This window comes from Methylobacterium sp. AC433, from assembly GCF_979253015.1.
On sequence record NZ_CEEDBN010000017.1, the window covers coordinates 77,093 to 99,540 of the forward strand.

Below are 22,448 nucleotides of genomic sequence, written 5' to 3' on the forward strand. Positions count from 1 at the left end.
AATACGGCGGTGCGACTGGTCCGGCCCACGGGCGGACCCGAATCCAGCATGTTGCTTCTTACGGAGAATGTGTGATGCGTCAGTTCGACCTTGCTCCCCTTTACCGCTCCACCGTCGGTTTCGACCGCCTGTTCTCGGCCCTCGACCAGTTCGTCAGCGCCGACGCGGCCCCGACCTACCCGCCCTACAACATCGAGCGCACCGGCGAGAACGCCTACCGGATCACGGTGGCGGTGGCCGGCTTCACGGATTCCGATCTCGCGATCGAGGTCAAGGAGAATGCGCTGACGCTGAAGGGCGAGCGCAAGTCCGACCCGGCCAAGCCGGCGGAATTCCTGCACCAGGGCATCGCGGCCCGCGCCTTCGAGCGTCGGTTCCAGCTCGCCGATTACGTCCAGGTGACGGGTGCCGCCCTGGAGAACGGCCTTCTTCACATCGATCTCGTCCGCGAGATTCCGGAGGCCAAGAAGCCGCGCCAGATCCAGATCGCCACCGGCCGCGCCCCGCAGGCTCCGGTGATCGAGGGCTCGGTGCAGCAGGCCGCCTGATCGGCGCCCATGGGTGTCCGGAGCGCCCCGGCCGCGAGGCCGGGGCGCTTTCCCCTGTTCAGAAGCCTCCGTCGAACCAGTCGTCGCGGCTCGGCTCCTTGCAGCGGTAGCCAACGAAGCAGCGCGGCGTATCCCCCGCGGGCACGAAGGCCGGCACCGTGATTTCGGTGACCTCGCAGAAACTGCGGTCGCGCACGAAGCGGTCATAGGTCGCCCCGCCGGTTCCGAGCACGAGACCGCCGCGGCGGTCCACCAGCGTCTTGGCCTGGCTGCAGGACATGCTCGTGGTGGAGGCCCGCTGGGCGAGGGCGGGCGCCGTGCAGGCGCAGAGAGCGAGGGCGATGGCGAGAACGCGGTTCGGCATGGCCGGTCAACGCGCGGCCCGCCCGGCCGATCCCGGACCGGCCTATCGCGTCGCGACCGCACCAGCCCCCGACAGCCCGCCCCGGGCGTCGCGCGCGGTCACAGGTCGCCGAAGATCAGCTGTCCCTGCGGGCTCGGCCGACGCGCGGGCGCATCGCCCTTGGGGCGCTTGGCCGCCGGCTTGCCCGTCGCCCGGCGCAAGGCCGGCCGCTGGGCCGGCGGATCGGCCCGGAGGCGCGCCTTCGCCTTGTCGCGGGCGATCGCCTCGGGGGCGTGCGGATCGTCGTCGAGCCACTTGCCGCGCTTGATCACCTCGTTGACCCGTCCCTGGTTCACCCCGACCTTGAAGGCGATCTCCTGCTGGGTCATGCCCGTGGAGGCGTGCAGGTCGAGGATGGCGCGGGCCAGTTCCGGGGTCATCTTCTGGCCGGTCAGGCGCCGGGCGGGCTTGATCGTGCGCGTGGCCCGGTCCCGCTCGCGCAGGCGCTCCAGCAGGGCGAGGGCCATGTGCATGCCGTGCTCGCGCAGGGACTCCTCGAATTCCTTCAACGTCGCCATCGTCGGCATCCTCATCGCCGCAGGGTTCCGTGAGACCGGAACCGCGACCGTTCCATCAACGCGACCGAAACGCCAGGGTTGCGCCTGACAGGGTCTCAGGGTTGGGCCGGTTCGCGCACCCTGACAACAGGCAAGATCCGTCATCCACCGCTATCCTCCTGTCCGGGCGGGGCAGGGCGGACGGCGGGCCGGCGCAGGCATCGGAGCCGGCGCGTGCCAGCCCGTGGCCAGCGGCGCGCCGTTCGGCTAAACCGCCGGTCCCGCCGCGGTTTTCCCGAGGAGCCCCGCCCAATGATCAGCCCGATCGTGTCCGTCTCCCGTGCGGGGCCGCCCCCCGGCACGCCATCCCTGGTGGATGCCCTCGAGAGCGGCGCGGTCCTGATGTTCCCCGACCTCGACTTTCCCCTGAGCGCCTTCGAGGAGCGCTTCGTCCAGCGCCCCTTCGCCGACGGCAAGGCCAAGAACGTCAACATCCGCGGGGCCGAGGCCACCCTGCGGGGCGCGGCCGGCACGCCGGAGGAGCAGGAGGCCCTGCGCCAGGTCCTCATCCGCTACCGCGGCTTCGCCGAGGCGCTGGTCGCCGAGCACCTGCCGGCCTATGCCGGCAAGGTCTCCTTCGCCGGCACCTCCTACCGGCCCTTCGAGGTCGACCGGCGCAAGCTGAGCTGGCGGCGCGACGACACCCGGCTGCACGTGGACGCCTTCCCGTCGAACCCCATCGGCGAGAAGCGCATCCTGCGCATCTTCCGCAACATCAACCCCGACGGCCAGCCGCGCCACTGGCGGGTCGGCGAGGATTTTTCCGCGATGGCGGAGAAGTTCCTGCCGCGCCTGCCCGGCTACTCGCCGCTCTCGGCCCGGATGCTGGCGCTCCTCAAGATCACCAAGGCGCGTCGGAGCGAATACGACCACCTGATGCTGCACCTGCACGACGCCCTGAAGCAGGACATGCGCTACCAGGAGACCGCCCCCCAGGCCGACGTGCATTTCTCGCCCGGCCAGACCTGGGTGACCTTCTCCGACCTCGTCATGCACGGCGCCATGGGCGGCCAGTACATGCTGGAGCAGACCGCCTACCTCGCGGTGGCCGACCAGGCCCGCCCCGAGCGCAGCCCGCAGCGCCTGCTCGCCAAGGCCCTCGGCCGCCCCCTTCGCTGACGCCTCGAACCTCTCAAGGCCGGAGACTTCCATGATCCTCGAAATCGCGCAGATCGACGTCAAGCCCGGCATGGAGGCCGAGTTCGAGGCCGGCATCGCCCAGGCCGCGGCGATCTTCAAGGTCGCGAAGGGCTGCCGCAGCTTCGCCGTCCGCCGCTCCATCGAGAAGCCGCAGCGCTACCGCCTGCTGATCGAGTGGGAGACCCTGGAGAACCATACGGTGGACTTCACGGGCTCGCAGGCCTGGAAGGACTACCGGGCCATGGTCTCGCCCTGCTTCGAGGCCCCGCCCAGCGTCGAGCACACCGAGCTCGCGCTCCAGGCCTTCTGAGGCGGCCTCACCGGCCGGAGCCGCGCACCAGCCTCTTGATGCGGTCGTCGAGCCTGCCGATCCGCGCGCGGACACCGCGCGTGATGCAGCTCGACAGGGTCTCGCCGGCGAAGAAGCCGAACTGCTCGGCGCGCTCGCGGCAGGCCAGGACCGGCGGCAGCGCGATCACCAGGACGAAGGGCGCCGTCAGCAGGACGAGGTTGAGGAGGAGCGACGGCGCCCAGCCGAGGGTGAAGCCGCGGCTCGGCGCCTCGGACTCGGCCTCGCGGATGCGGCGCATCGGCCGGGGCGTGCGCAGTCCGTCGCGAATCGTCGCCTGCCGGATCTGGGCGGCCGCCGCGGTCGCCGGTCCCTCGGCCGGCAACTCGCCCCGGATCCGCGCCTGCGCGCCGAGGTCGTCCGTGGTCAGTGTCTCCGATCCGAGATTCACCGCGCCCTCCCGCATCGATCCATTCCGAGCCCGGTCACGCGCCGCTACCGCAGGCCGTTGGCGACGGTCCGGAGGTCGCTCTCGAGATTGAGGACGCGTCCGGCGAGATTGCGCCGGGCGCAGGCGGTGTTGTGCACGATCTCGGGAACCCAGGACCCGCGCGCCGCCGCGCCCTGGCAGTCCATCAGGAAGCCCGCCCCGAGCAGAAGCGTCATCGGGCCCAGCATCAGGGTCAGCTTGAGCATGCGGCCGATGCCGAACCCGCCGCGGCGGCGCCGAGCCGAATCGCGGGGCCGCCGCACCGGCCGGTCGTCCGGCGAATCGTCCGGCTCCTGGTCGCGCGGTCCGAACTCCCGTTCGTAGTAGGCTTCGAGCTTGCTGCGCTTCATCGGTGAGCGTCCGCCGACCCGGCTCGTGCCGGACTCATCGACCCCAGGGTCGCGCGAACACGGATAAGGTCCGCCTAACGGCGGGGTCGAGAAGCCCACGACCTCGACGCGTGCTTTCGGAATACTGAACGCGATGGCTGCGTTCGCGCGCGATCCCGGTGACATCCGCCCGCGGACTGCGTACCTAGGATCGACGCACGCCGAGCCGTTCCAGCCGCCCCCTGTCACCGAGCGATCCTCGCCCATGATCCAACGCCCCCTCCGCATCGGCACGCGCGGAAGTCCGATGGCCCTGGCCCAGACCGGGATGGTCCGAGACCGGATCGTGGCGGCCAATCCCGGCCTCGAGACCGAGATCGTGGTGGTCAACACCGTGGCCGACCGCATCCTCGACCGGCCCCTGTCGGAGATCGGCGGCAAGGGCCTGTTCACGAAGGAACTGGAGCAGGCGCTCTACGCCGACGTGGTCGACGTCGCCGTCCACTCGATGAAGGACGTGGAGACCTGGCTGCCGGACGGGCTGGTCATCGCCTGCATCCTGGAGCGCGACGACCCGCGCGACGCCTTCCTGTCGCCGCGGGCCTCCGGCTTCGCAGAGCTCCCGCCAGGGTCCCGAGTCGGCACCTCGTCCCTGCGCCGGGCGGCGCAGGTCCTGATGCGCCGGCCCGACCTCCGGATCGTGCCCCTGCGGGGCAACGCCAACACCCGCATGCGCAAGCTGGAGGAGGGCACCTGCGACGCCACCCTGCTGGCACTCTGCGGCCTGGAGCGCCTCGGCATGGCCGACATGGCCCGGAGCGTCCTCGAAGTCGACGAGATGCTTCCTGCGGTGGCGCAGGGCGCGCTGGGCATCGAGTGCCGCGAGGCCGATGCCGCCGTGCGCGCGCTCCTCGCCCCCCTGGTCTCGGCCCGTGCCACCGCCGAGCTCGAGGCGGAGCGCGGCCTCCTCGCCGAGCTCGATGGCTCCTGCCGAACGCCCATCGCCGCCCTGGCGCGGATCACCGGTGATACGCTCAGCCTCGACGGCCTGCTGTTCCTGCCCGACGGAAGCGCCCACTGGGCGGTACAGCGCTCCGGGGCCGTCGCCGACGCCGCGCGGATCGGCCAAGAGGCCGGGGCCGAGCTGAAGCACGCGGCGGGCGACACCTACGCCCGGCACCTGCAGTAGACGCTCACGCCAGGCTGCGCTCGATCGCCTCCTCGTCGCAGATCACGCTGGCCGCCCGGCGGTACTCGATGCCGAGGGGCCGGGTCAGGATCGGGGGCTTCGCCCGAGCGGTGAAGGCGTCGAGGAAGACCCGCATCACGTGGTCGACCGCCGCGGGCGTGACGGAGCGCAGGTCGTCGTCGTAGTAGCGCGCCGCGTTGGCGGTGCTGGTGACGATCTCGTAGGCGGGAAAGTAGACGGCCCGCGGCTCGGCGGCGACGATCTCCTCGGCCGCCGCCCGCAGGGCGGCCTTGCTGTAGGTGTTCGACACCAGCACGTGCCGGTCCGCATAGGTGGCGATCAGGGGCACCGGCGAGACGGTGAGGATGACCCGCGCGCCGGGATTGACCGCGAAAAGCCGCTCCAGGAATACCAGCATGTCGTCGCGCACGTCACACGTGCGCGCATTGACGAAGGCGTAGGTCTCGGGATCGAAAGTGCCGCCGACGACGCCGGGTGCCACCGGGAGCATGGCTCCGTCCGGCCGGTGCATCCAGCCCTCGGTCAGTCCCAGGGTGAAGACGAGGACGTCGAGGCTCTCGAACATCGCCCGCACCGCCGCGAGGTGCCGGAGGCGGTCGGCCTCGAGCGCGGCGGCGTCGGCAAAACCGGCCGGCTCGATGCCGGGGCGGAACGGGTCCACGAGACGTCCGTCCGGACGGGGCCAGTCCGGCAAGGCAGGGGTGTAGGTGCCGTAGGCCCGGTCGAACAGCTGCAGGAGCTGCCGGGCGGTGTAGATGTTGCCGTAGCGGGCGGAGTAGATGCCGTATTGCCGGTCGGCGGCGGTCTCCGGCGTGATGCCGGCGGGAGCCGCCTCGGCGAGGTAATGCCCGAACCCCGCCCCGGTCAGCGCACGGGCGACGTGCTGGGCGAAGCAGGAGCCGGCCGTCGCCACGCGGGCGTCGGAGCTGATGGTGAAGTGTCCGCTCGGGCCGGGCGCCAGAGCGAAGGGCGGGACGCCCGCCACGACCTTGCGCCAGAATCGCTCGGCCGGTAGATCGGCGTAAGGGTTCCTCACCAAAGCGGCATCTCCATCCGATCGCTCACGCCATTGCCGCACGCGTCCCCCGAGACCACGACCCTGGCCAGAACCACGATCTCCGGCTCCCTCGCGGCGCGGGCGGCCTCGCTCGCTCGCCCGGTCTCTTCGTGGCGATCCTGGGCGAGAGCATGGCGGCGGTCCAGCGACGATGCCATCGATCCGTCGCGGAACGGACCCCGCATCGCCGTGCTGGGGAACTGCCAGGCGGAGGGCGTCGCCCAGTCCCTGCGCCTGTTGCTCCCGCAGGCCCGGGTCGAGTTGGTCCCGTTCGACGGCCTCGGGCGCCGATACGGCACCCTCGAGCGCCTGAAGGCGCACCTCGCTCCCTTCGATCACGTCTTCACGCAGTTCTTCTCCGAAGGCTTCATCCGTGGCGGCAACGCGCACGCCCTGGGCGAGGGAGACCCGCGCCTTCGCCTGTATCCGACCATCCTGTTCCCCGGCTACCAGCCCGACATGGTCCTCGTGGGCGACGTCGGCGCGCTGTCGGCGGGACGCCTCGTCGCCTCGCCGGTGGGGCCCTACCACTCGGCCATGGTCCTGTGCGCCTATCTCGAGGGGCTGGGACCGCGGGAGACCGCGGAACTGTTCCGAGATTCCGTCTATGCGCAGCTGGGCTTCTACGAGGCCTGGAACGTGGCGGCGGCCGAACTTCTCGGCACCGCCAGTGACCTCGGGTTCCCCCTGGAGTCGGAACTCGCCCGGTGGTCGCGACGCGGCTGCTTCATGCACGTCCTCAACCATCCCAAGCTGTTCGTCCTGGCCGACATCGCCCGTCGCCTCGCAACGGAAGCGGGCCTGAATCCGAGCCCGGCATCGGTCGAGGACTACCTGCCGGACGATCTCGCCACCGGTGCAGTCTGGCCCCTCTACCCCGACCTCGCCGCACGCTACGGCCTGACGGGCACGATGCTGTTCAAGGACCGGGCTCGCCGGGGCGTTCCGAGACTCTACGACCTGCCGACCTTCATCGCCGCGAGTTTCGCGATCTACCGGCGTCACGCACCGGAGGCGCTCGGCTGCATCCGGGTCGAGGGCTGGCGCGCCAACCCGGCCGTGCGTGCGCTGTTCAGGGCCTGACCGCGCGCGGATGTCAGATGGCCGCGCGCAGGACCGGCGGATCCGCCTCGGGATCGCGCATCATCGAGGCGGCCAGATCGACCACGTCCTGGATCCGGAAGGGTTTGGCCAGGAAGACGCTGTCCGGCACGGCGCGCCGGTCGTTGCAGCCGCCCGTCGATGAATAGATCACCGGACGATCCGGGTTGAAGGTGCGGAAAGCCTGCGCGACGGACCAGCCGTCGATGAGCCCGGGGAGATTGATGTCGGTGAGGAGGAGGGCGAAGGCGCCGCCGGCCGCGGTCCCGGCCTGACGGATGGCCGCCACCGCGGCCTCGCCGCTGGAGACGGAGACCACGGCGATGCCGTTCCGCTGGCACAGGGCGGTCAACATTTCGAGAAGCAGATAATTGTCCTCGACGACGAGGATCTGACGCCGACGCATGGATCGCACCAACTCTTTGCACGACCGCCTTAGTCCTATATCGGTTAATTGCCGATCAACAGACGCGACGGTCGGCGAAGTCTCACGCCCCGCTCTGTTCTGGACGATGCCATGCCGGATCATTCGACCCGAGAAGCCGGGACGTCCGTGGTCCAGGGTGCGCCGGACCGGCACGCACCGCCGGTTTATGATTCCCGCACCCTGGAGGAACTGGAAGGCATCTTCGGCCGCACGCGGCTGATGGATCTCCTCGACCGCCTCAAGACCGAGATCGGCGAGCGCCTGCAGGCGCCGGTCGCGGAACGGGCCGCCCTCGGCCAGGATGCCCACACTCTGCTCTCGGTGAGCGGCTCCCTCGGCTTCCTCGATCTCTCCAACCGCTGTTCGGAGATGGAGCGGGCCTGCCTGCAGGGGGCCGATCTCGCGGCCCCCTTGGCCGCCGCGCGAAAGTCCGCGGCCACCGCCGTTGCGGCGATACGGGCACTCCAGGACAGTCCCTGAGACCGGAGGCCGGCCGCATGTTGCAGTGCGGCCACGCCTCGACCGCAAGTGCGGCTCCGGGTCCGGACGTCGCGCCGATGCCGCAATCGAGTCCGATCCCGGAACGGTCGAGGTCGCGCCTGCATGTCGCGAGGCTTTGGCCGATTTCGGAAAGGTTCGCTCAGGGTTGACGGAACCTTCGCTTAACCGAGACCGCATAAGAACCGCCGATGTGGCCCCGAGGGGGCCCCGCGAGGCGACGTCGCCGGCCTGATCGTCATCGATCCGGCGGCCGTGCCCGAGGAGAACAGGATCATGTCCATGATTGCGCGCTTCCGCGTGTTTCCGCTGGCGGCCGCCCTCTGCGCCGCCCTCAGCGTCGCCGCCTGCACCAACGACAAGGACCTCGCCGATGCCTCCGGGTTCGGCGCCGGCGGTATGAACGGTGGCGCCAACACCCCCGGCAGCGCCCAGGACTTCGTGGTGAACATCGGAGACAGGGTCTTCTTCGAGTCGGATTCCACCGACCTGACGCCCACCGCCACCGCCACGCTCGACAAGCAGGCGAACTGGCTGCAGCGCTACCCGCGCTACACCTTCCTGATCGAGGGCCATGCCGACGAGCGCGGCACCCGCGAGTACAATTTCTCCCTCGGCGAGCGCCGCGCCCAATCGGTGAAGGACTACCTCGCGTCCCGCGGCATCGCGGGCGGCCGCATCCGCACCGTCTCCTACGGCAAGGAGCGCCCGGTGGCCGTCTGCAACGACATCTCGTGCTGGTCGCAAAACCGCCGCGCCGTCACGGTCCTCGACCGCGGTGCCGGCTCCTGAGGTCTGGATGCGGCAGGTCCCGGGGGCCCGACCGCCCCCGGATCCCTGCCTGCGAGGTGGCGCGTCGCGACATGGCCGCATTTTTGCCGCGGGGGACAGCATTTGCTATCGGCGGGCCGCGATCCTCGCGAGCGCACTTCCGCCCCCTCGACCACCGGTGACGACCGCCATGCTTGCCCGTCTTCTCCTCGCGACCCGTCTTGCCGCCGCAGCCGGACTCGTCTCGGGATCGATCCTGTGTGGATCGTCGGCCCCGGCGATGGCGCAGGACGCGTCCGACTTCGTCGTCCGGCTCAACCGCCTGGAGAACCAGTCGCGCCAGACCGCTGGACAGATCGAGACGCTGCAATACGAGAACCGCCAGCTCAAGGAACAGCTCCGCAAGTTCCAGGAGGACGTGGAGTTCCGTCTGCAGGAGGCAAAGGGCGGCCGTCCGGCGGCTCCGGCCAACACAAATCCGGCCCCCGCCAAGGCGCAGAAGCGCAGCGACGCCTTCGATCCTGGCCACAATCCGGGCCAGCCCGGCGCGCCGATGCAACTCGGCACCACGACGCCGAGCACCTCGGTCGCCGAGGCGCCGCGCGGCCGCAGCGTGCCGCCGACCGTCGTCGAATCGGACGACGACGAGCCCGGCCTGACACCGCCCGGCCTCGGCGGTCCGGTCGACCTGACGCCGCCCGCCCGCGTCCCGACGACGGGCGCCCTGCCGACTCCGCCCCGGCCCGGCAGCGTGGCCGCCACGGGCTCGGGGGATGCGCGCGCCGATTACGAGGCCGCCTACGCCTACATCCTACAGCGGCAGTACGAGCAGGCCGAGATGGGCCTGCGCCAGTTCATCCAGTCGCATCCGCGCGATGCACTGGTGCCGTCCGCGATCTACTGGCTCGGTGAGAGCTATCTGCAGCGCAACCGCAACCGCGAGGCGGCCGAGCAGTTCCTGAAGGTCTCCACCGACTATGCGCGCTCGGCACAGGCGCCCGAAGCCATGCTGAAGCTCGGCGCTTCGCTCAATGCGCTCGGCGCCCGCGAACAGGCCTGCGCGACGCTTGCCGAGCTCGAGCGCAAGTTCCCCTCGGCCAGCGCCAGCGTCCGTCAGGGCGTCACCCGCGAACAGAAGCGCGCCCGCTGCGCCTGACCGCGCGCGACTCCGCGGTCGAGGCCGCACTTCGATCCTACCTGACGGGTGGACCGGTCCTCCTCGCCGTCTCCGGCGGCCCGGATTCCACGGCGCTGATGGCCGCGGCCGCCGCGATGGATCCCGCTCCAACCATCCACGTCGCCACGGTCGACCACGGCCTGCGACCGGAGGCGGCCGCGGAGGCCTCGGCCGTCGCGCGCCTCGCCGGGACCTTCGGCTTCCCGCATCGAACCTTGTCCTGGATCGGGCCGAAGCCGGCGCGGGGGGTGCAGGCGGCGGCCCGCACCGCTCGCTACGGCCTCCTCGCGACGCATGCCGAATCCATCGGGGCCGAGTTCGTTCTCACCGGTCACACCCGCGACGATCAGGCGGAAACCGTGCTGATGCGGCTCCTGGCCGGCAGCGGACCGGCCGGCCTCGCCGGGATGCGCACCGAGCGCAGACTCACCCGATCGGTTCGTCTGGCAAGGCCCTTCCTCCACCTCTCCAAAGCGGACCTCGTCGCCTATTGCGAGGCGCGCGGGCTCGCCTTCACACGCGATCCATCCAACGTCGACGACCGCTTCGCCCGCGTTCGCCTGCGCCGGCTTGTGCCGGATCTCGAGCGCGAGGGCCTGAGCACGGACCGGCTCTGCCGCCTGGCCGCGCGCTGCGCCCGCGACGAGGCCGCCCTGCGCGCCCTGGCAGAGGCGGCATTCGAAGCGGCTCTTCGGGAACAGCCGGCCCCGGGCCTGCGCCTGAGTGGCGCTCACTTGGGCACCCTTTCGGACGCCGTGCTTCTACGTGTCGCGAGCCTGGCGGCGGAGCGGATCGCCCCAGGCGGTCGGGAGCGGCTGGACCGGCTGGAGAACCTCGTCCTCGACGGGCTCCGACCGGCCCTGCACGAGGGTGTGCCACTACGCCGGACCCTGCGCGAGGTCCTGTTCGAGGTGACCCGAACCGGCGATCTCGTCCTGGTGCCGGCGCCGCCGCGACGGGCGAGGGAATCTTCGTAACCCTCCCGATCGATGCGGCCTTGCCGCGGCGGCATGGCCATGGCACCGCCTTCCCCTTCGACTTGGCAAGGGGTGACTCGCTGCCTACATTGGCGGGGAGCGTCAGGAGCGACCCGCCCCATTTCGCGCGGTGGGCCCCGATGCCTCCAGGGATTGATCGATGAACCCGAACTTCCGCAATTTCGCCTTGTGGGTCGTCATCTTCCTGCTCGTGCTCGCCCTCGTGACCCTGTTCCAGAACCCGGGTCATCGTGGGGGCGGCTCCGAGATCGCCTACAGCCAGCTTCTGAACGATGCCGATTCCGGCAAGATCCAGACGGTTGTGATCTCCGGGCAGGACGTCAGCGGCACCTATGTCGGCGGCGGCAACTTCACCTCCTACGCCCCCAATGACCCGAGCCTCGTGTCCAAGCTGCAGAGCAAGGGCGTGCAGATCACCGCGCGTCCGCCCTCGGACAACACGCCGTGGTTCATCCAGCTGCTGGTGAGCTGGCTGCCCATCCTCGTGTTCATCGGCGCCTGGATCTTCCTCTCCCGCCAGATGCAGTCGGGCGCCGGCCGCGCCATGGGCTTCGGCAAGTCGAAGGCCAAGCTCCTCACCGAGGCCTCCGGCCGCGTCAGCTTCGACGACGTCGCCGGCGTCGAGGAAGCCAAGGAGGACCTTCAGGAGATCGTCGAGTTCCTCCGCGATCCGCAGAAGTTCCAGCGCCTCGGCGGCCGCATCCCGCGCGGCGTGCTGCTCGTCGGCCCCCCCGGCACGGGCAAGACCCTGATCGCCCGCGCGGTCGCCGGCGAGGCCAACGTGCCGTTCTTCACCATCTCGGGCTCGGATTTCGTCGAGATGTTCGTCGGCGTCGGCGCCTCCCGCGTGCGCGACATGTTCGAGCAGGCCAAGAAGAACGCCCCCTGCATCATCTTCATCGACGAGATCGACGCGGTCGGCCGCCATCGCGGTGCCGGCCTCGGCGGCGGCAACGACGAGCGCGAGCAGACCCTGAACCAGCTCCTCGTGGAGATGGACGGCTTCGAGGCCAACGAGGGCGTGATCATCATCGCGGCCACCAACCGGCCCGACGTGCTCGACCCCGCGCTGCTCCGTCCGGGCCGCTTCGACCGCCAGATCATGGTGCCGAATCCCGACGTCGTCGGCCGCGAACGCATCCTGCGGGTTCACGTGCGCAAGGTGCCGCTGGCGCCGGATGTCGACCTCAAGGTCATCGCGCGCGGCACGCCGGGCTTCTCGGGCGCCGACCTCATGAACCTCGTCAACGAGTCCGCGCTCCTCGCGGCGCGGCGCGGCAAGCGCATCGTCACGATGCACGAGTTCGAGGACGCCAAGGACAAGGTGATGATGGGCGCCGAGCGGCGCACCCTGGTCATGACCGAGGACGAGAAGCGGCTGACCGCCTATCACGAGGGCGGCCACGCCATCGTCGCCTTCAACGTGCCGGCCACCGATCCCGTCCACAAGGCGACCATCATTCCGCGCGGCCGGGCGCTCGGCATGGTCATGCAGTTGCCCGAGCGCGACAAGCTCTCGATGTCCTTCGAGCAGATGACCTCGCGTCTCGCGATCATGATGGGCGGCCGCATCGCCGAGGAGATGACCTTCGGGGCCGACAAGGTGACCTCGGGCGCTCAGTCCGACATCGAGCAGGCGACCCGCCTCGCCCGCATGATGGTGACCCGCTGGGGCTTCTCGCCCGAACTCGGAACCGTGGCCTACGGCGAGAACAACGACGAGGTCTTCCTCGGCATGTCGATGGGCCGCCAGCAGACGGTCTCGGAGGCCACCGCCCAGAAGATCGACGCGGAGGTCCGTCGCCTGGTCGAGACCGGGCTGGAGGAAGCCCGCCGCATCCTCGGCGAGCACAAGGACGACCTGGAGGCTTTGGCCCAGGGTCTTCTCGAATACGAGACCCTGTCCGGTGACGAGATCAAGAATCTGATCGCCGGAAAGCCGCCGATCCGCGATGCGGGCGACGGGCCGACCACGCTGCGTGGGTCCTCGGTTCCCTCCGCCGGTCGTGGTCGCCCACGCGGCAGTGACGGCCTGGAGCCACAGCCACAGGCCTGATCGCCTCGTCGCGATCATCCCCCCAATCACGAAGCGCGAGCCCGCCCCTGGCGGGCTCGTTCGTATCGAGGCACTCCTAACGATACGCCGGATTTGTTCCGTCCCCGACGAGGTCCGCATACGGGATCTTCAGGGCCGGGCACGAACCTCGTATCGAAGCATCGTCACCGACGGCGAGCTGAAGGATGGTGTCTTGAGGCGAACTCGGCTCCCCTACACCGAAGACAGAAGACGGGACGCGAAGCTCATGTCGCGCAAGTATTTCGGCACGGACGGCATCCGCGGCCGGGCCAACGGCGTCATTACGCCGGAGCTCGCCCTCAAGGTCGGTCAGGCGGCAGGCCTGATCTTCCAGCGGGGCGACCATCGCCATCGCGTCGTGATCGGCAAGGATACGCGCCTTTCCGGCTACATGATCGAGACTGCGCTGATCGCCGGCTTCACCTCGATGGGCATGGACGTTCTGCAGCTCGGACCGATGCCGACGCCCGCGGTGGCGATGCTGACCCGTTCGATGCGTGCCGACATCGGCGTGATGATCTCGGCCTCGCACAACCCGTTCGAGGACAACGGCATCAAGCTGTTCGGGCCGGACGGCTTCAAGCTCAACGACGAGGTCGAGCGCGAGATCGAGGCCCTGATCGACGGCGAGCTGCACAAGCGCCTCGCCGGCCCACGCGACCTCGGGCGCGCCAAGCGCATCGAGAGCGTGCACGCCCGCTACATCGAGTTCGCCAAGCGCTCGCTCCCGCGCAACATCACCCTCGACGGCCTGCGCATCGTGGTGGACTGCGCCAACGGGGCGGCCTACCGCGTGGCGCCCGAGACGCTGTGGGAGCTCGGCGCCGAGGTGATCGCCATCGGCGTGGAGCCCGACGGCTTCAACATCAACCACGATGTCGGGTCGACCGCGCCGGCAGCCCTGGCCGCCAAGGTCCGGGAGCTGCGCGCCGATATCGGCATCGCCCTCGACGGCGACGCCGACCGCGTCCTCATCATCGACGAGAAGGGACAATCCGTCGACGGCGACCAGCTCATGGCCGTGGTCGCCCGGTCGTGGAAGGAAGATGATCGCCTGACGCAACCGGGTCTGGTCGCCACGATCATGTCCAATCTCGGCCTCGAGCGCTTCCTCGGCGGTATCGGCCTCAACCTCGCCCGGACGGCCGTGGGTGATCGCTACGTGCTCGAATACATGCGGGAGCACGGCTACAATCTCGGCGGCGAGCAGTCGGGACACATCATCATGTCCGACTATGCGACCACCGGCGATGGCCTCGTGGCCGCCCTGCAGCTCCTCAGCGTCGTCAAGCGCCAGGAGCGCCCGGTGAGCGAGGTCTGCCACTGCTTCGAGCCGTTGCCCCAGGTTCTCAAGAACGTGCGCTACCGCTCCGGTGAGCCCCTGAACGCCGATTCCGTCGTCACCGCGATCGCACAGGCGCGCGAGCGCCTGGGCAATTCCGGCCGCCTGGTGATCCGCCCGTCCGGCACCGAGACGGTGATCCGCGTGATGGCGGAAGGCGACGATCGGCGCCTCGTCAACGAAGTGGTGGACGACGTCGTGGATGCCGTGGCCAAGGCGGCGGCCTGAAGCGGATCACAGGCGGTCATAGGCCGCCGGCGCGACCTGGCGCCACGCCGCCAGGAGGGCGGCGAGCAACGTCTCCTCGTCGGCTTCCCACAGATCGAGGCTCGTCCAACCCCGGCGGCCCCAGGCACCGTCCACCGCCTCGAACAGGTCGGGCTCGGCCTCGATCCAGGATTCCTGTTGCGCCCGTGACAGCCGCAGGACCACGCGCTCCTCGTCCACCCAGAGGGTGGCGAAGATCCGGCCCAGCACCCGAAAATCCGGATGGCCGCTATGCGCGCCCTCGACCACCTCCGGCAGGGCCGATGCGAGGCGGCGGACGTCCTCCGGTCTCACGCTCACGAGTGCCGCATCTCCTGGTAACCGAGCAGCCGACAAGGATATCGCCGCCCAGAACCGCTCGGCGGGCCAGTGGAAACGTATAAGGGAACAGAGCCCGAGAGACGCCGTCAACGCTTCGGCAAGGATAAGATTTAACGTTAAACCCGATTTAACCCTTGCTGCCCATGATGTCCCCGTCATCCCGCCGGCGTCTCGAGCTACCGGCACACGGTCGATTAAAGGACATCCGATGCGCCGCACCAAGCTGACTGCCTTGGCGCGCTCGATCACGCTCATTGCGAGCGTGGCAGCGCCCTGCCTCGCCCAAGCGGCGGATCTGCTCCCGCCCCTGCCGCCCGAGCCGCTGCCCCCCCCGGTCGAGATCGGCGGCGGCTGGTACCTGCGCGGCGATGTCGGCGTCGGCGCGACCAGCGTGGGGGCCATATCGACGGTCCTCAAGGGCTCGCTTCCCGACGGCTATCGCTACGATCAGAAGGCGGTCGAAGACAGCTTCTTCGCCGGCGGCGGCGTCGGCTACCAGTTCGGCAGCTATTTCCACGGCGACATCACTGCCGAGTACCGCGGCGGCAGCAAGTTTCGGTTCCAGGACAGCTTCGACACCACCTGCTATTCAGCGGATGGTCCCTACGGCTGCAAGGGCGTCAATTCCTACAACGCCAATCTCTCGTCGGTGGTCGTGATGGCCAACGGCTACATCGACCTCGGCACTTGGTACGGCATCACGCCCTTCATCGGCGGCGGCGTCGGCTCGGCCTTTCATCACCTGAGCGGCTTCAACGATTCCGGATTCGGCGGCGCGACGGGCGGCTACGGCTATGCCCGCGACAAGAACACGACCAGCTTCGCCTGGGCCGCGATGGCCGGTCTCGGTTACAGCGTGACCCCGAACCTGAAGCTGGAAATCGGCTACCGCTACATGAACCTCGGCCATGTCTCCTCGAACCCGGTGACCTGCATCAACGATCCGGGCTGCGGCGGCGCGGTGTACAAGATCAAGGAGATCACCTCCCACGACGTCCGGATCGGCATGCGCTGGCTGCTCGGTGGCGTCGTCGCCCCGGCAGTCGCCGAGTACCAGCCCGAGCCGGCGCCGCTGGTTCGCAAGTACTGAGGACCGGTCCGCGGCCGGCGAGGGGACCTCTCCCCGTCCCGAATGCGGAAGTCAGGATCGGACGCAGGGAACGGCCGGGATCGCGCAACAGCGCATCCCGGCCGTTCCCGTTTCAGGGACACATTTCCGGTAGAGGAAAGAGCTTTGGCGACAATGCGTTAGGGTTAAGCCCTCTCTAACGGTTCCGGTGCAGGGTACAGGCAACGGCGACTCCGGGCGTGTCCTTCGCGCTGGCGCCATTCCGTATCCTCCAGCGTTCGAGAGCGTCATGGCCGTCTTGAAAACCAGCGTCTTCACGGCCTTCGGACTGATCCTCGCCGGACAGGGCTGGGCGGTAGCCGCCCGGGCGGCGGACCTCCTGCCGCCGCCACCGCCGCCGCCACCGGTCACGATCGGAGAAGGCTGGTACCTCCGCGTCGACGCCACGGTGAGCGACTACGCGCGGCCCCGGGATGCGACCCCGGCGCCGGCGGATGGGAGCCCGCTGGTTCCGCTCACGCGCATGAACCTCGAGACCGTGCCCGGCTATGGCGGCGGCATCGGCTACCGCATCAACAACTGGCTGCGCGTCGACGCGACGATCGATCAGCGCAATCCATCCCGCTACACCGCCTATTCGTCCGGCTCGGGGTTCGTCACCGGCTACAACGTCGAGGCGGGCCAGATCGACATTTTGACCGGGCTCGTGAACGTCTATGCCGATCTCGGGACGTGGTGGGGCCTGACCCCCTATATCGGCGGCGGCATCGGCTTCGCCGACAAGGGCTTCGGCAAAGCCTACACGCAGACGACCTGCACCGTGGATTCCTGTGACGGCAATGCGGGCACCGGCATCCGTGATGCGGTGCGGCGTCCGAGCCGGTCGGTCACCTCCCTGGCCTGGGCCCTCACCGGCGGCGTCTCCTACGAGATCGGAGGCGGCCTGAGCCTCGACACCAGCTACCGCTACGTCGATCTCGGCCGCGCGAAGACGGGGCTGGACGCCTTCGGCTTCGATTCGCGCCTGAAGGATCTCGCTTCGCACGAGGTCCGCGTCGGCCTGCGCTACAGCTTCGCGGGCGGTCCGGGTCGTCTCGCCGGACTTCCGATCCCGAGCTTGAGCCGCAATCCGTACGAGTAGGCGAACGAGACTGGGACGCGCCTTGACCTCGGCTTACCTCCTCACCTTCAAGCGCAGAGCAACGGACCGTTAAGGTTACTCAAGTAAAAGGAAACTACAGGCTCAGCCATCTGACCCGTCGGGCTGGTGCCTTGAGGACGACATCGATGCGTACCGTTACCCTCGCGCTCCTGGCCGGATTCACCCTCGGCGTCGTCGCGCCGGCCCACAGCGCCGACCTCGATTACGGTGTTCTGCGCGGCGCCGATTACGAGCCCGAGGTCCAGGTCATCGACTGGAACGGCGTCTATTTCGGTGGGCACGGTGGCTACTCATCAGCCACTGCCGGTTTCAAGAACGCCTACACTCCGCTGATCGCGAACGCGTTGAGATATTCAACCGCGGAATCGGATTTCAATGCTTCGAGCATGCTTTCGTCGCGCGGTGGCGCAACGGAAGGAGCAAGCTACGGAGCCTTCATCGGCTTCAATTACCAATTTGATGAGACGGTCATCGGTATCGAAGCCGACTACACGCGCTTCAATCGGACGGCATCGACCCTGGACAGTATCGCTCGGTTCAAGCTCGGACCCGACGGCTACATGGAAACCGTTTCGCTGAACGGCGCGGCAGCGTCACGGATCGAGGACTACGGAACGATCCGCGCGCGCGGCGGCTACGCAATCGGAAACTTCCTTCCATACGTTACCGGTGGTTTGGCGATCGGCCGCATTCATACCGAACAATCCGTCGCGATCGAGTATTACGGCTACGACAACAATGCCTATAAGGCTAATCAGTCCCTGACGACCGGCAAACCCATCGCAGTAAAAAACTTCGGCTACACTGCGAACGGCTTCGATCCGAACAATCCGGAAGCCGGCACGCCTGCGACCAGAACGGTCCAAAGCGCCAAGGCAAAGACGATGGGTGGGTTTACCCTGGGCGCCGGTCTGGAATTCGCCCTCACAAGCAACATCCTCCTACGTGCCGAATATCAGTATGTGATGTTCAATGATTTCCAGCAAAGTGCAGCGAACCGCATTGCCATCAACACCGTGCGTGCCGGCGCGGCCGTAAAATTCTGAGAAGCCTTAAGCGGGTACTCGCACTTTTGGTCCACGATCATCGTGGCGGCGAACATGCCGCCGCTGGGAGTTCGTCCATGCTTCGCCTCGTCCTCCTCACCGGCGCCGTGGCAATGCTCGTGGGCGCCGGTCCGGTCCGCGCGGGCGGTGAACCCGGCCCGTCCTACCGGCGTCCGCTCCCGCCGCCGCAGATCGCCTACCGCGATCCGTCCTACGTCGCGCCGGTGCGGCCCGTGCTCCTCGCTCCGGCGCCGCGCGCGCCGCGGTCCCTCGCGCTCCCTCTCTACAACGAGCCGCCGCCGCGCTTCCGGGTGCCCTGAGTCGCCTCAGTTCTCGAGCTCGGTGTCCCAGTACAGGTAGTCGAGCCAGGTGTGATGATACTCCCGGTGGTCGAATTCCGGCTGTCGGCGGTGCAGTTCGTGCCGCGTCGGCCGGTGCGGCTCGTGGAGCAGCGGCATGTCGGCCTCCGCGGGCGTCCGGTTGGCCTTGCGCAGATTGCAGGGCGAGCAGGCCGCGACGACGTTCTCCCAGCTCGACAGGCCGCCGCGGGACCGGGGCACCACGTGGTCGAAGGTCAGGCCGCCGGCCGGTAGCCGCAGGCCACAGTACTGGCACGAGAAGGTGTCGCGCAGGTAGATGTTGTAGCGGGTGAAGGCGGGGCTGCGGGCCAGCGTCACGTAGCTCTTCAGGGCGACCACGCTGGGCACCCGCAGGGACCGGGACGGGGACCGAGCCTCGACGTCGTAGCTGGCCACCAGGGTGACCCGGTCCAGGAACAGCGCCGTGAAGGCGTCCTTCCAGCACCACAGGGACAGCGGATTGTAGGAGAGCGGCCGGTAATCCGCATTCAGAACGAGCGTTTGGAGATCCAGCATCGGCGCTACCCTCTCGACGGGTCAACGGAGGGACAACGCGCAGGGGTCGGCCGGCGCATCATCCCAGGTTGGTGAAAGATGGGACATCTCCGCATCCCGGGGCGTCGCCGCACGGACCGGGACAGGTGCAGGGACCGGCCTCCGCAAGGGTGCCGGCGCGGCGCGGGAGAAGCGGTCATTGGCCAAAAGCCGTCGCATCGGGCGAAAACGCCCGGTTCGTGGCGACGCTCATCGGCGCGGATGGTCGTCGCCACCTCCTCGCACGGGAACGAAAAGGCCAAGTCCATCGGGGCTTAGTCTAATATCAGCGTGACACGCTTGTGAAGGTCACCGGCGCTTTCCACGAGGTCGCGCCCACAGGCCCTCGGCCCGGCGGCACCGACCGGCCCCGCGGCACGGCATTCGCTCCAGAACCGACGCGCCGTCAGCCTTTCGCCCCATTGCTCGGCGATGGGGCGGGACCCGGTCGCTCCCCGCCGTCCCGAGTCGCGCAGGTCTTGCCCGCGCCCTTCGGGCATGCGGGTTGCCAGTGGCCCGACGAGGCGAGGCGCGACGGCGCGCCAGGACCGTGCGGCAGCGCGGCGCGAAAGGATCATCATGGGCGGTTTCCCGAGAGGCCAGACGACCCGCGGCATCCGGAGAACGGCGTTGATCGCCGCCTGGCTCGGCGCCCTCGTCCTGGCTCCCGTGGGTGCGAGCGGGCAGGGCGCGCCCGCGGCACCAGCGCAATCGGCACCGGCAGCCGCGACGCAGCCCTCCCCGACACAGGCCAAACCCGGTCCGAATGCGGCGCCGGCGGACGCCAAGGCGGCGAAGGCGCCGGCTCCGAAGCCGGTCGTGTCCGAGCAGATCCAGAACGTCCGGGATCAGCTCGACAGCGCCAAGGCCGATCTCGAACAGCGCGAGAAGATCCTGACCGGACCCAATGTCGGCAGCGGCGACCTCACACGCGCCCGCGACGGCATCGAGGCCATCGCCGACAAGATCCGCCACGTCATCGACATCACGACGCCGCGTCTCGAGGCCGCCCGCGAGCGCCTGACCCAGCTCGGCCCGAAGCCGAAGGAGGGCGAGGAGGGCGAGGACGTGGCGCGCGAGCGGACGGAGCGCGAACACGCCGTCGCCGAGATCGACGAGACCCAGCGGCTGGCCAAGTCGCTCCTCGTCCAGAGCGACCAGATCGTCGACCAGGTCTCGAACCGTCGGCGGGCGGCCTTCACCCGCGGCCTGTTCGAGCGCTCGACCGCCCTCGTCAGCCCCGACCTGTGGATGCGGATCGCCGCCGACGTTCCGCGCGACCTGCGCGCGCTGCAGGGCGCGGTCGAGGACACCGCGACCCTGTTCGCCCGCAACGGCACCATCGGCAACCTGCTGCTGCTCGGGATCGCCTTCGGCATCTCGATCGCCCTGTATTTCGGCCGGCGCAACATCGCCCCGCGGTTCGGGCGCCGCGACGCCAAGGCGGTCGACCCCTCGCCGCGCCGGAAACTGCTGGCGGCCTGGCGGGTCTTCCTGCTGGGCACGATCCCGGCCTTCATCGGCAGCTACGCGGTCTACTACGCCCTCGACGCGACCGATCTCCTGCCCCTGCGCCTGCTGCCGGTGGCGGGCGCCATCCTGGGCGGCCTCGCCTTCATCGCCTTCGTGGAGGCGCTGGCCGACGCGCTGCTCTCGCCGGACAAGCCGTCCTGGCGGGTCGCGACCATGAGCGACGCCGCCGCGGCGCGGGTGACGCGCCTGGCCGTCGGCATCGCGGTCGTGATCACGGTGGTCAAGTCGATCGAGGCCCTGAATTCGGGCATCTCGGCGGCGCTGCCCGTCTCGATCGCGACCCGGGGCATCGGCGCCCTCGCCACGGCGCTGATCCTGGCCATCGGCCTGCACCGCTTCGCAGACTCCGCCGAGCAGGAGGAGGCCTGCTTCGGTCCCTACGTCGCGCCGGAGGCGACCACCGGCATCGGCGGTCCGGCGCGGCTGCTCGGCTGGGCGGCGGCGGTCGTCATCGCCATCGCTCCCCTCACCGGCTACGTCGCCTTCGCGGCCTTCGTCATCGATCAGCTCGTCTGGACGGCTGGCCTGTTCGTCCTGCTGTTCCTCCTGATCTCCAGCGCCGACACCTTCATCGGCGGTACCCTCGGCGACGACACCAAGATCGCGACCGCACTCCAGGCCAATACCGGTCTGCGCAAGCGCTCGATCAACCAGATCGCCGTGCTGGCGACCGGGCTCACGCGGGTGGTGCTGGTCCTCGTCGCCGCGCTGCTGGCCCTGGCCCCCTGGGGGCTCGACTCGACGGACGTGTTCAGTTCGGTTCGCAGCGCCTTCTTCGGCTTCAAGGTTGGCGACGTCACGATCTCGCTCTCGACCATCGTGCTCGCCATCGGCCTCCTGCTCCTCGGCATGGCGGTGACGCGGGCGATCCAGCGCTGGCTCGAACAGACCTACCTGCCGGCCACCGACCTCGATGCCGGCCTGCGCAACTCGATCTCGACCATCGCCGGCTATATCGGCTTCCTGCTCACCCTGGCGCTGGCCTTCTCCTACCTCGGACTGAGCCTGGAGAAGCTCACCATCGTGGCCGGCGCGCTCTCGGTCGGTATCGGCTTCGGCCTGCAATCCATCGTCAACAACTTCGTCTCGGGCCTGTTGCTGCTCTGGGAGCGCCCGATCCGTGTCGGCGACCAGGTGCTGATCGGCGACAGCGAGGGCATCGTGAAGCGCATCTCCGTGCGCTCCACCGAGATCCAGACCTTCGACCGCTCGGCCGTGATCGTTCCGAACTCGAACCTGATTTCCGGAATCGTGAAGAACCGGGTGCGGGGCGACCGCACCGGCCGCGTCAGCATCACGGTCAGCGTCCTGCGCAACCAGGACCCGGTCCACGCCGCCGAACTGCTGATGGGTTGCGCCCAGGCGCAGCCGGACGTGCTCAAGGAGCCCGGTCCCCGCGTGGTCTTCCGCAAGATCGGCGACCCCTTCCTGGAGTTCGAGCTGATCGTCATGATCGTCGACGTCAGCCTCAGCCTGAAAGTGCAGAACGATTTGAACCTTACGGTCTTTCAGACCTTGTCGAAGGCCGGAATGATCCCGGATCTCGGGCCGGGCTCCAGCGTGGTCACCGTGCAGGGACTGGATTCCTTCCAGAGCGCCGTGGGGCAGATCGCCAGCGTGTTTACGCAGCCGCAACGCTCCGGGGAGCAAGGCTCGACGCAGCGCGCCGAGGACCGGCTCGACGAAGCCGAGCCGATGCGCTCGGCGGAGGCGGCCCGGCGGCGCGCAGGAAGCTGACGCGGG

At 69.1% G+C, this 22,448-nt stretch carries 25 protein-coding genes; 16 read left to right on the forward strand and 9 right to left on the reverse strand.

All coding sequences use genetic code 11. The features are described from left to right. Positions 1-74: 74 nt before the first annotated feature. Positions 75-548, forward strand: a complete 474-nt coding sequence (locus tag AC0IWM_RS20055) for an Hsp20 family protein (protein ID WP_056474166.1) — start codon at positions 75-77, stop codon at positions 546-548. A 58-nt stretch (positions 549-606) separates the two neighbouring features. On the opposite strand, the gene AC0IWM_RS20060 is transcribed toward AC0IWM_RS20055, so the two are convergent. Next, positions 607-912, reverse strand: coding sequence for a hypothetical protein (locus AC0IWM_RS20060; RefSeq protein ID WP_471757867.1), 306 nt, complete (start codon positions 910-912; stop codon positions 607-609). Positions 913-1,010: 98 nt separating this feature from the next. Further along, positions 1,011-1,469 carry an RNA polymerase subunit sigma-70 gene (locus AC0IWM_RS20065; RefSeq protein WP_471757869.1) on the reverse strand — a complete coding sequence of 153 codons (459 nt, stop codon included), beginning with the start codon at positions 1,467-1,469 and terminating at the stop codon, positions 1,011-1,013. Positions 1,470-1,760: 291 nt separating this feature from the next. Here AC0IWM_RS20065 and AC0IWM_RS20070 point away from each other — a divergent pair, with 291 nt between their 5' ends. Together AC0IWM_RS20070 and AC0IWM_RS20075 are read left to right on the forward strand one after the other, a co-directional pair. After that, positions 1,761-2,627: a Kdo hydroxylase family protein gene (locus AC0IWM_RS20070; RefSeq protein WP_471757871.1), complete on the forward strand. Its 867-nt coding sequence runs from the start codon at positions 1,761-1,763 to the stop codon at positions 2,625-2,627. Between the two features lie 31 nt (positions 2,628-2,658). After that, positions 2,659-2,958, forward strand: coding sequence for an antibiotic biosynthesis monooxygenase family protein (locus tag AC0IWM_RS20075; RefSeq protein ID WP_471757873.1), 300 nt, complete (start codon positions 2,659-2,661; stop codon positions 2,956-2,958). A 7-nt stretch (positions 2,959-2,965) separates the two neighbouring features. Here the strand turns inward: AC0IWM_RS20075 and AC0IWM_RS20080 are convergent, their stop codons facing one another. Then, the gene (locus tag AC0IWM_RS20080) at positions 2,966-3,388 is read right to left on the reverse strand and encodes a hypothetical protein (protein ID WP_471757875.1); all 423 of its coding nucleotides are present in this window, start codon (positions 3,386-3,388) and stop codon (positions 2,966-2,968) included. A 44-nt stretch (positions 3,389-3,432) separates the two neighbouring features. Further along, a complete protein-coding gene (locus AC0IWM_RS20085) occupies positions 3,433-3,777 on the reverse strand; it encodes a hypothetical protein (protein WP_471757877.1) in 345 nt (114 codons plus the stop codon). Between the two features lie 244 nt (positions 3,778-4,021). Here AC0IWM_RS20085 and hemC point away from each other — a divergent pair, with 244 nt between their 5' ends. Next, complete coding sequence (gene hemC / locus AC0IWM_RS20090) at positions 4,022-4,945, forward strand: hydroxymethylbilane synthase (protein ID WP_471757879.1); 924 nt, start codon at positions 4,022-4,024, stop codon at positions 4,943-4,945. 4 nt (positions 4,946-4,949) lie between these two features. Here hemC and AC0IWM_RS20095 read toward each other — a convergent pair whose 3' ends face one another. Then, on the reverse strand, positions 4,950-6,005 hold the full coding sequence (locus AC0IWM_RS20095) for a GSCFA domain-containing protein (protein WP_471757881.1): 1,056 nt from the start codon (positions 6,003-6,005) through the stop codon (positions 4,950-4,952). Continuing rightward, a complete protein-coding gene (locus AC0IWM_RS20100) occupies positions 5,999-6,181 on the reverse strand; it encodes a hypothetical protein (RefSeq protein WP_471757883.1) in 183 nt (60 codons plus the stop codon). Before AC0IWM_RS20100 ends, AC0IWM_RS20095 begins: the two co-directional genes overlap by 7 nt. A 31-nt stretch (positions 6,182-6,212) precedes the next feature. Between AC0IWM_RS20100 and AC0IWM_RS20105 the strand changes: the two genes are divergently transcribed. After that, positions 6,213-7,106 carry a WcbI family polysaccharide biosynthesis putative acetyltransferase gene (locus tag AC0IWM_RS20105; protein ID WP_471757885.1) on the forward strand — a complete coding sequence of 298 codons (894 nt, stop codon included), beginning with the start codon at positions 6,213-6,215 and terminating at the stop codon, positions 7,104-7,106. A gap of 13 nt (positions 7,107-7,119) precedes the next feature. Here AC0IWM_RS20105 and AC0IWM_RS20110 read toward each other — a convergent pair whose 3' ends face one another. Beyond that, positions 7,120-7,530: a response regulator gene (locus tag AC0IWM_RS20110; RefSeq protein WP_471757887.1), complete on the reverse strand. Its 411-nt coding sequence runs from the start codon at positions 7,528-7,530 to the stop codon at positions 7,120-7,122. 111 nt (positions 7,531-7,641) lie between these two features. On the opposite strand from AC0IWM_RS20110, the gene AC0IWM_RS20115 reads away from it, so the two are divergent. From AC0IWM_RS20115 to glmM, 6 genes are all read left to right on the forward strand, one after another. Beyond that, entirely contained in the window at positions 7,642-8,031 is a 390-nt protein-coding gene (locus tag AC0IWM_RS20115; RefSeq protein WP_471757889.1) for an Hpt domain-containing protein, read from the forward strand. A 294-nt stretch (positions 8,032-8,325) separates the two neighbouring features. Then, positions 8,326-8,841 carry a peptidoglycan-associated lipoprotein Pal gene (pal, locus tag AC0IWM_RS20120; RefSeq protein ID WP_056474202.1) on the forward strand — a complete coding sequence of 172 codons (516 nt, stop codon included), beginning with the start codon at positions 8,326-8,328 and terminating at the stop codon, positions 8,839-8,841. Between the two features lie 169 nt (positions 8,842-9,010). Next, positions 9,011-9,976 (forward strand): tol-pal system protein YbgF, encoded by a 966-nt coding sequence (gene ybgF, locus AC0IWM_RS20125; protein WP_471757891.1) that lies wholly within the window; start codon positions 9,011-9,013, stop codon positions 9,974-9,976. After that, positions 9,973-10,974, forward strand: a complete 1,002-nt coding sequence (gene tilS, locus AC0IWM_RS20130; RefSeq protein WP_471757938.1) for a tRNA lysidine(34) synthetase TilS — start codon at positions 9,973-9,975, stop codon at positions 10,972-10,974. Before ybgF ends, tilS begins: the two co-directional genes overlap by 4 nt. A gap of 160 nt (positions 10,975-11,134) precedes the next feature. Then, positions 11,135-13,051, forward strand: a complete 1,917-nt coding sequence (gene ftsH / locus AC0IWM_RS20135; RefSeq protein ID WP_056221088.1) for an ATP-dependent zinc metalloprotease FtsH — start codon at positions 11,135-11,137, stop codon at positions 13,049-13,051. 247 nt (positions 13,052-13,298) lie between these two features. Then, positions 13,299-14,642 carry a phosphoglucosamine mutase gene (glmM, locus tag AC0IWM_RS20140; RefSeq protein ID WP_056474211.1) on the forward strand — a complete coding sequence of 448 codons (1,344 nt, stop codon included), beginning with the start codon at positions 13,299-13,301 and terminating at the stop codon, positions 14,640-14,642. Between the two features lie 6 nt (positions 14,643-14,648). On the opposite strand, the gene AC0IWM_RS20145 is transcribed toward glmM, so the two are convergent. Further along, positions 14,649-14,981, reverse strand: coding sequence for an MmcQ/YjbR family DNA-binding protein (locus AC0IWM_RS20145; protein ID WP_471757893.1), 333 nt, complete (start codon positions 14,979-14,981; stop codon positions 14,649-14,651). A gap of 229 nt (positions 14,982-15,210) precedes the next feature. On the opposite strand from AC0IWM_RS20145, the gene AC0IWM_RS20150 reads away from it, so the two are divergent. The 4 genes from AC0IWM_RS20150 to AC0IWM_RS20165 all read left to right on the forward strand — a co-directional run bounded on the left by AC0IWM_RS20150 (position 15,211) and on the right by AC0IWM_RS20165 (position 18,599). Then, complete coding sequence (locus AC0IWM_RS20150) at positions 15,211-16,092, forward strand: outer membrane protein (RefSeq protein WP_471757895.1); 882 nt, start codon at positions 15,211-15,213, stop codon at positions 16,090-16,092. 268 nt (positions 16,093-16,360) lie between these two features. Further along, a complete protein-coding gene (locus tag AC0IWM_RS20155; RefSeq protein ID WP_471757897.1) occupies positions 16,361-17,212 on the forward strand; it encodes an outer membrane protein in 852 nt (283 codons plus the stop codon). Between the two features lie 146 nt (positions 17,213-17,358). Continuing rightward, on the forward strand, positions 17,359-18,279 hold the full coding sequence (locus AC0IWM_RS20160) for an outer membrane protein (protein WP_471757899.1): 921 nt from the start codon (positions 17,359-17,361) through the stop codon (positions 18,277-18,279). Between the two features lie 77 nt (positions 18,280-18,356). Then, positions 18,357-18,599 carry a hypothetical protein gene (locus AC0IWM_RS20165; protein ID WP_471757901.1) on the forward strand — a complete coding sequence of 81 codons (243 nt, stop codon included), beginning with the start codon at positions 18,357-18,359 and terminating at the stop codon, positions 18,597-18,599. Between the two features lie 6 nt (positions 18,600-18,605). On the opposite strand, the gene AC0IWM_RS20170 is transcribed toward AC0IWM_RS20165, so the two are convergent. Continuing rightward, positions 18,606-19,154: an HNH endonuclease gene (locus tag AC0IWM_RS20170; protein WP_056474240.1), complete on the reverse strand. Its 549-nt coding sequence runs from the start codon at positions 19,152-19,154 to the stop codon at positions 18,606-18,608. Positions 19,155-19,751: 597 nt separating this feature from the next. On the opposite strand from AC0IWM_RS20170, the gene AC0IWM_RS20175 reads away from it, so the two are divergent. Beyond that, positions 19,752-22,442 (forward strand): DUF3772 domain-containing protein, encoded by a 2,691-nt coding sequence (locus AC0IWM_RS20175; protein WP_471757903.1) that lies wholly within the window; start codon positions 19,752-19,754, stop codon positions 22,440-22,442. Positions 22,443-22,448: the final 6 nt, after the last annotated feature.

Bases quoted from the DNA above. Each gene is read 5' to 3' on its own strand.
- AC0IWM_RS20055 (WP_056474166.1), top strand. From the start codon at position 75: ATGCGTCAGTTCGACCTTGCTCCCCTTTACCGCTCCACCGTCGGTTTC.
- AC0IWM_RS20060 (WP_471757867.1), bottom strand. From the start codon at position 912: ATGCCGAACCGCGTTCTCGCCATCGCCCTCGCTCTCTGCGCCTGCACG.
- AC0IWM_RS20065 (WP_471757869.1), bottom strand. From the start codon at position 1,469: ATGGCGACGTTGAAGGAATTCGAGGAGTCCCTGCGCGAGCACGGCATG.
- AC0IWM_RS20070 (WP_471757871.1), top strand. From the start codon at position 1,761: ATGATCAGCCCGATCGTGTCCGTCTCCCGTGCGGGGCCGCCCCCCGGC.
- AC0IWM_RS20075 (WP_471757873.1), top strand. From the start codon at position 2,659: ATGATCCTCGAAATCGCGCAGATCGACGTCAAGCCCGGCATGGAGGCC.
- AC0IWM_RS20085 (WP_471757877.1), bottom strand. From the start codon at position 3,777: ATGAAGCGCAGCAAGCTCGAAGCCTACTACGAACGGGAGTTCGGACCG.
- hemC (WP_471757879.1), top strand. From the start codon at position 4,022: ATGATCCAACGCCCCCTCCGCATCGGCACGCGCGGAAGTCCGATGGCC.
- AC0IWM_RS20100 (WP_471757883.1), bottom strand. From the start codon at position 6,181: ATGGCATCGTCGCTGGACCGCCGCCATGCTCTCGCCCAGGATCGCCAC.
- AC0IWM_RS20110 (WP_471757887.1), bottom strand. From the start codon at position 7,530: ATGCGTCGGCGTCAGATCCTCGTCGTCGAGGACAATTATCTGCTTCTC.
- AC0IWM_RS20115 (WP_471757889.1), top strand. From the start codon at position 7,642: ATGCCGGATCATTCGACCCGAGAAGCCGGGACGTCCGTGGTCCAGGGT.
- pal (WP_056474202.1), top strand. From the start codon at position 8,326: ATGTCCATGATTGCGCGCTTCCGCGTGTTTCCGCTGGCGGCCGCCCTC.
- ybgF (WP_471757891.1), top strand. From the start codon at position 9,011: ATGCTTGCCCGTCTTCTCCTCGCGACCCGTCTTGCCGCCGCAGCCGGA.
- ftsH (WP_056221088.1), top strand. From the start codon at position 11,135: ATGAACCCGAACTTCCGCAATTTCGCCTTGTGGGTCGTCATCTTCCTG.
- glmM (WP_056474211.1), top strand. From the start codon at position 13,299: ATGTCGCGCAAGTATTTCGGCACGGACGGCATCCGCGGCCGGGCCAAC.
- AC0IWM_RS20150 (WP_471757895.1), top strand. From the start codon at position 15,211: ATGCGCCGCACCAAGCTGACTGCCTTGGCGCGCTCGATCACGCTCATT.
- AC0IWM_RS20155 (WP_471757897.1), top strand. From the start codon at position 16,361: ATGGCCGTCTTGAAAACCAGCGTCTTCACGGCCTTCGGACTGATCCTC.
- AC0IWM_RS20160 (WP_471757899.1), top strand. From the start codon at position 17,359: ATGCGTACCGTTACCCTCGCGCTCCTGGCCGGATTCACCCTCGGCGTC.
- AC0IWM_RS20165 (WP_471757901.1), top strand. From the start codon at position 18,357: ATGCTTCGCCTCGTCCTCCTCACCGGCGCCGTGGCAATGCTCGTGGGC.
- AC0IWM_RS20170 (WP_056474240.1), bottom strand. From the start codon at position 19,154: ATGCTGGATCTCCAAACGCTCGTTCTGAATGCGGATTACCGGCCGCTC.
- AC0IWM_RS20175 (WP_471757903.1), top strand. From the start codon at position 19,752: ATGGGCGGTTTCCCGAGAGGCCAGACGACCCGCGGCATCCGGAGAACG.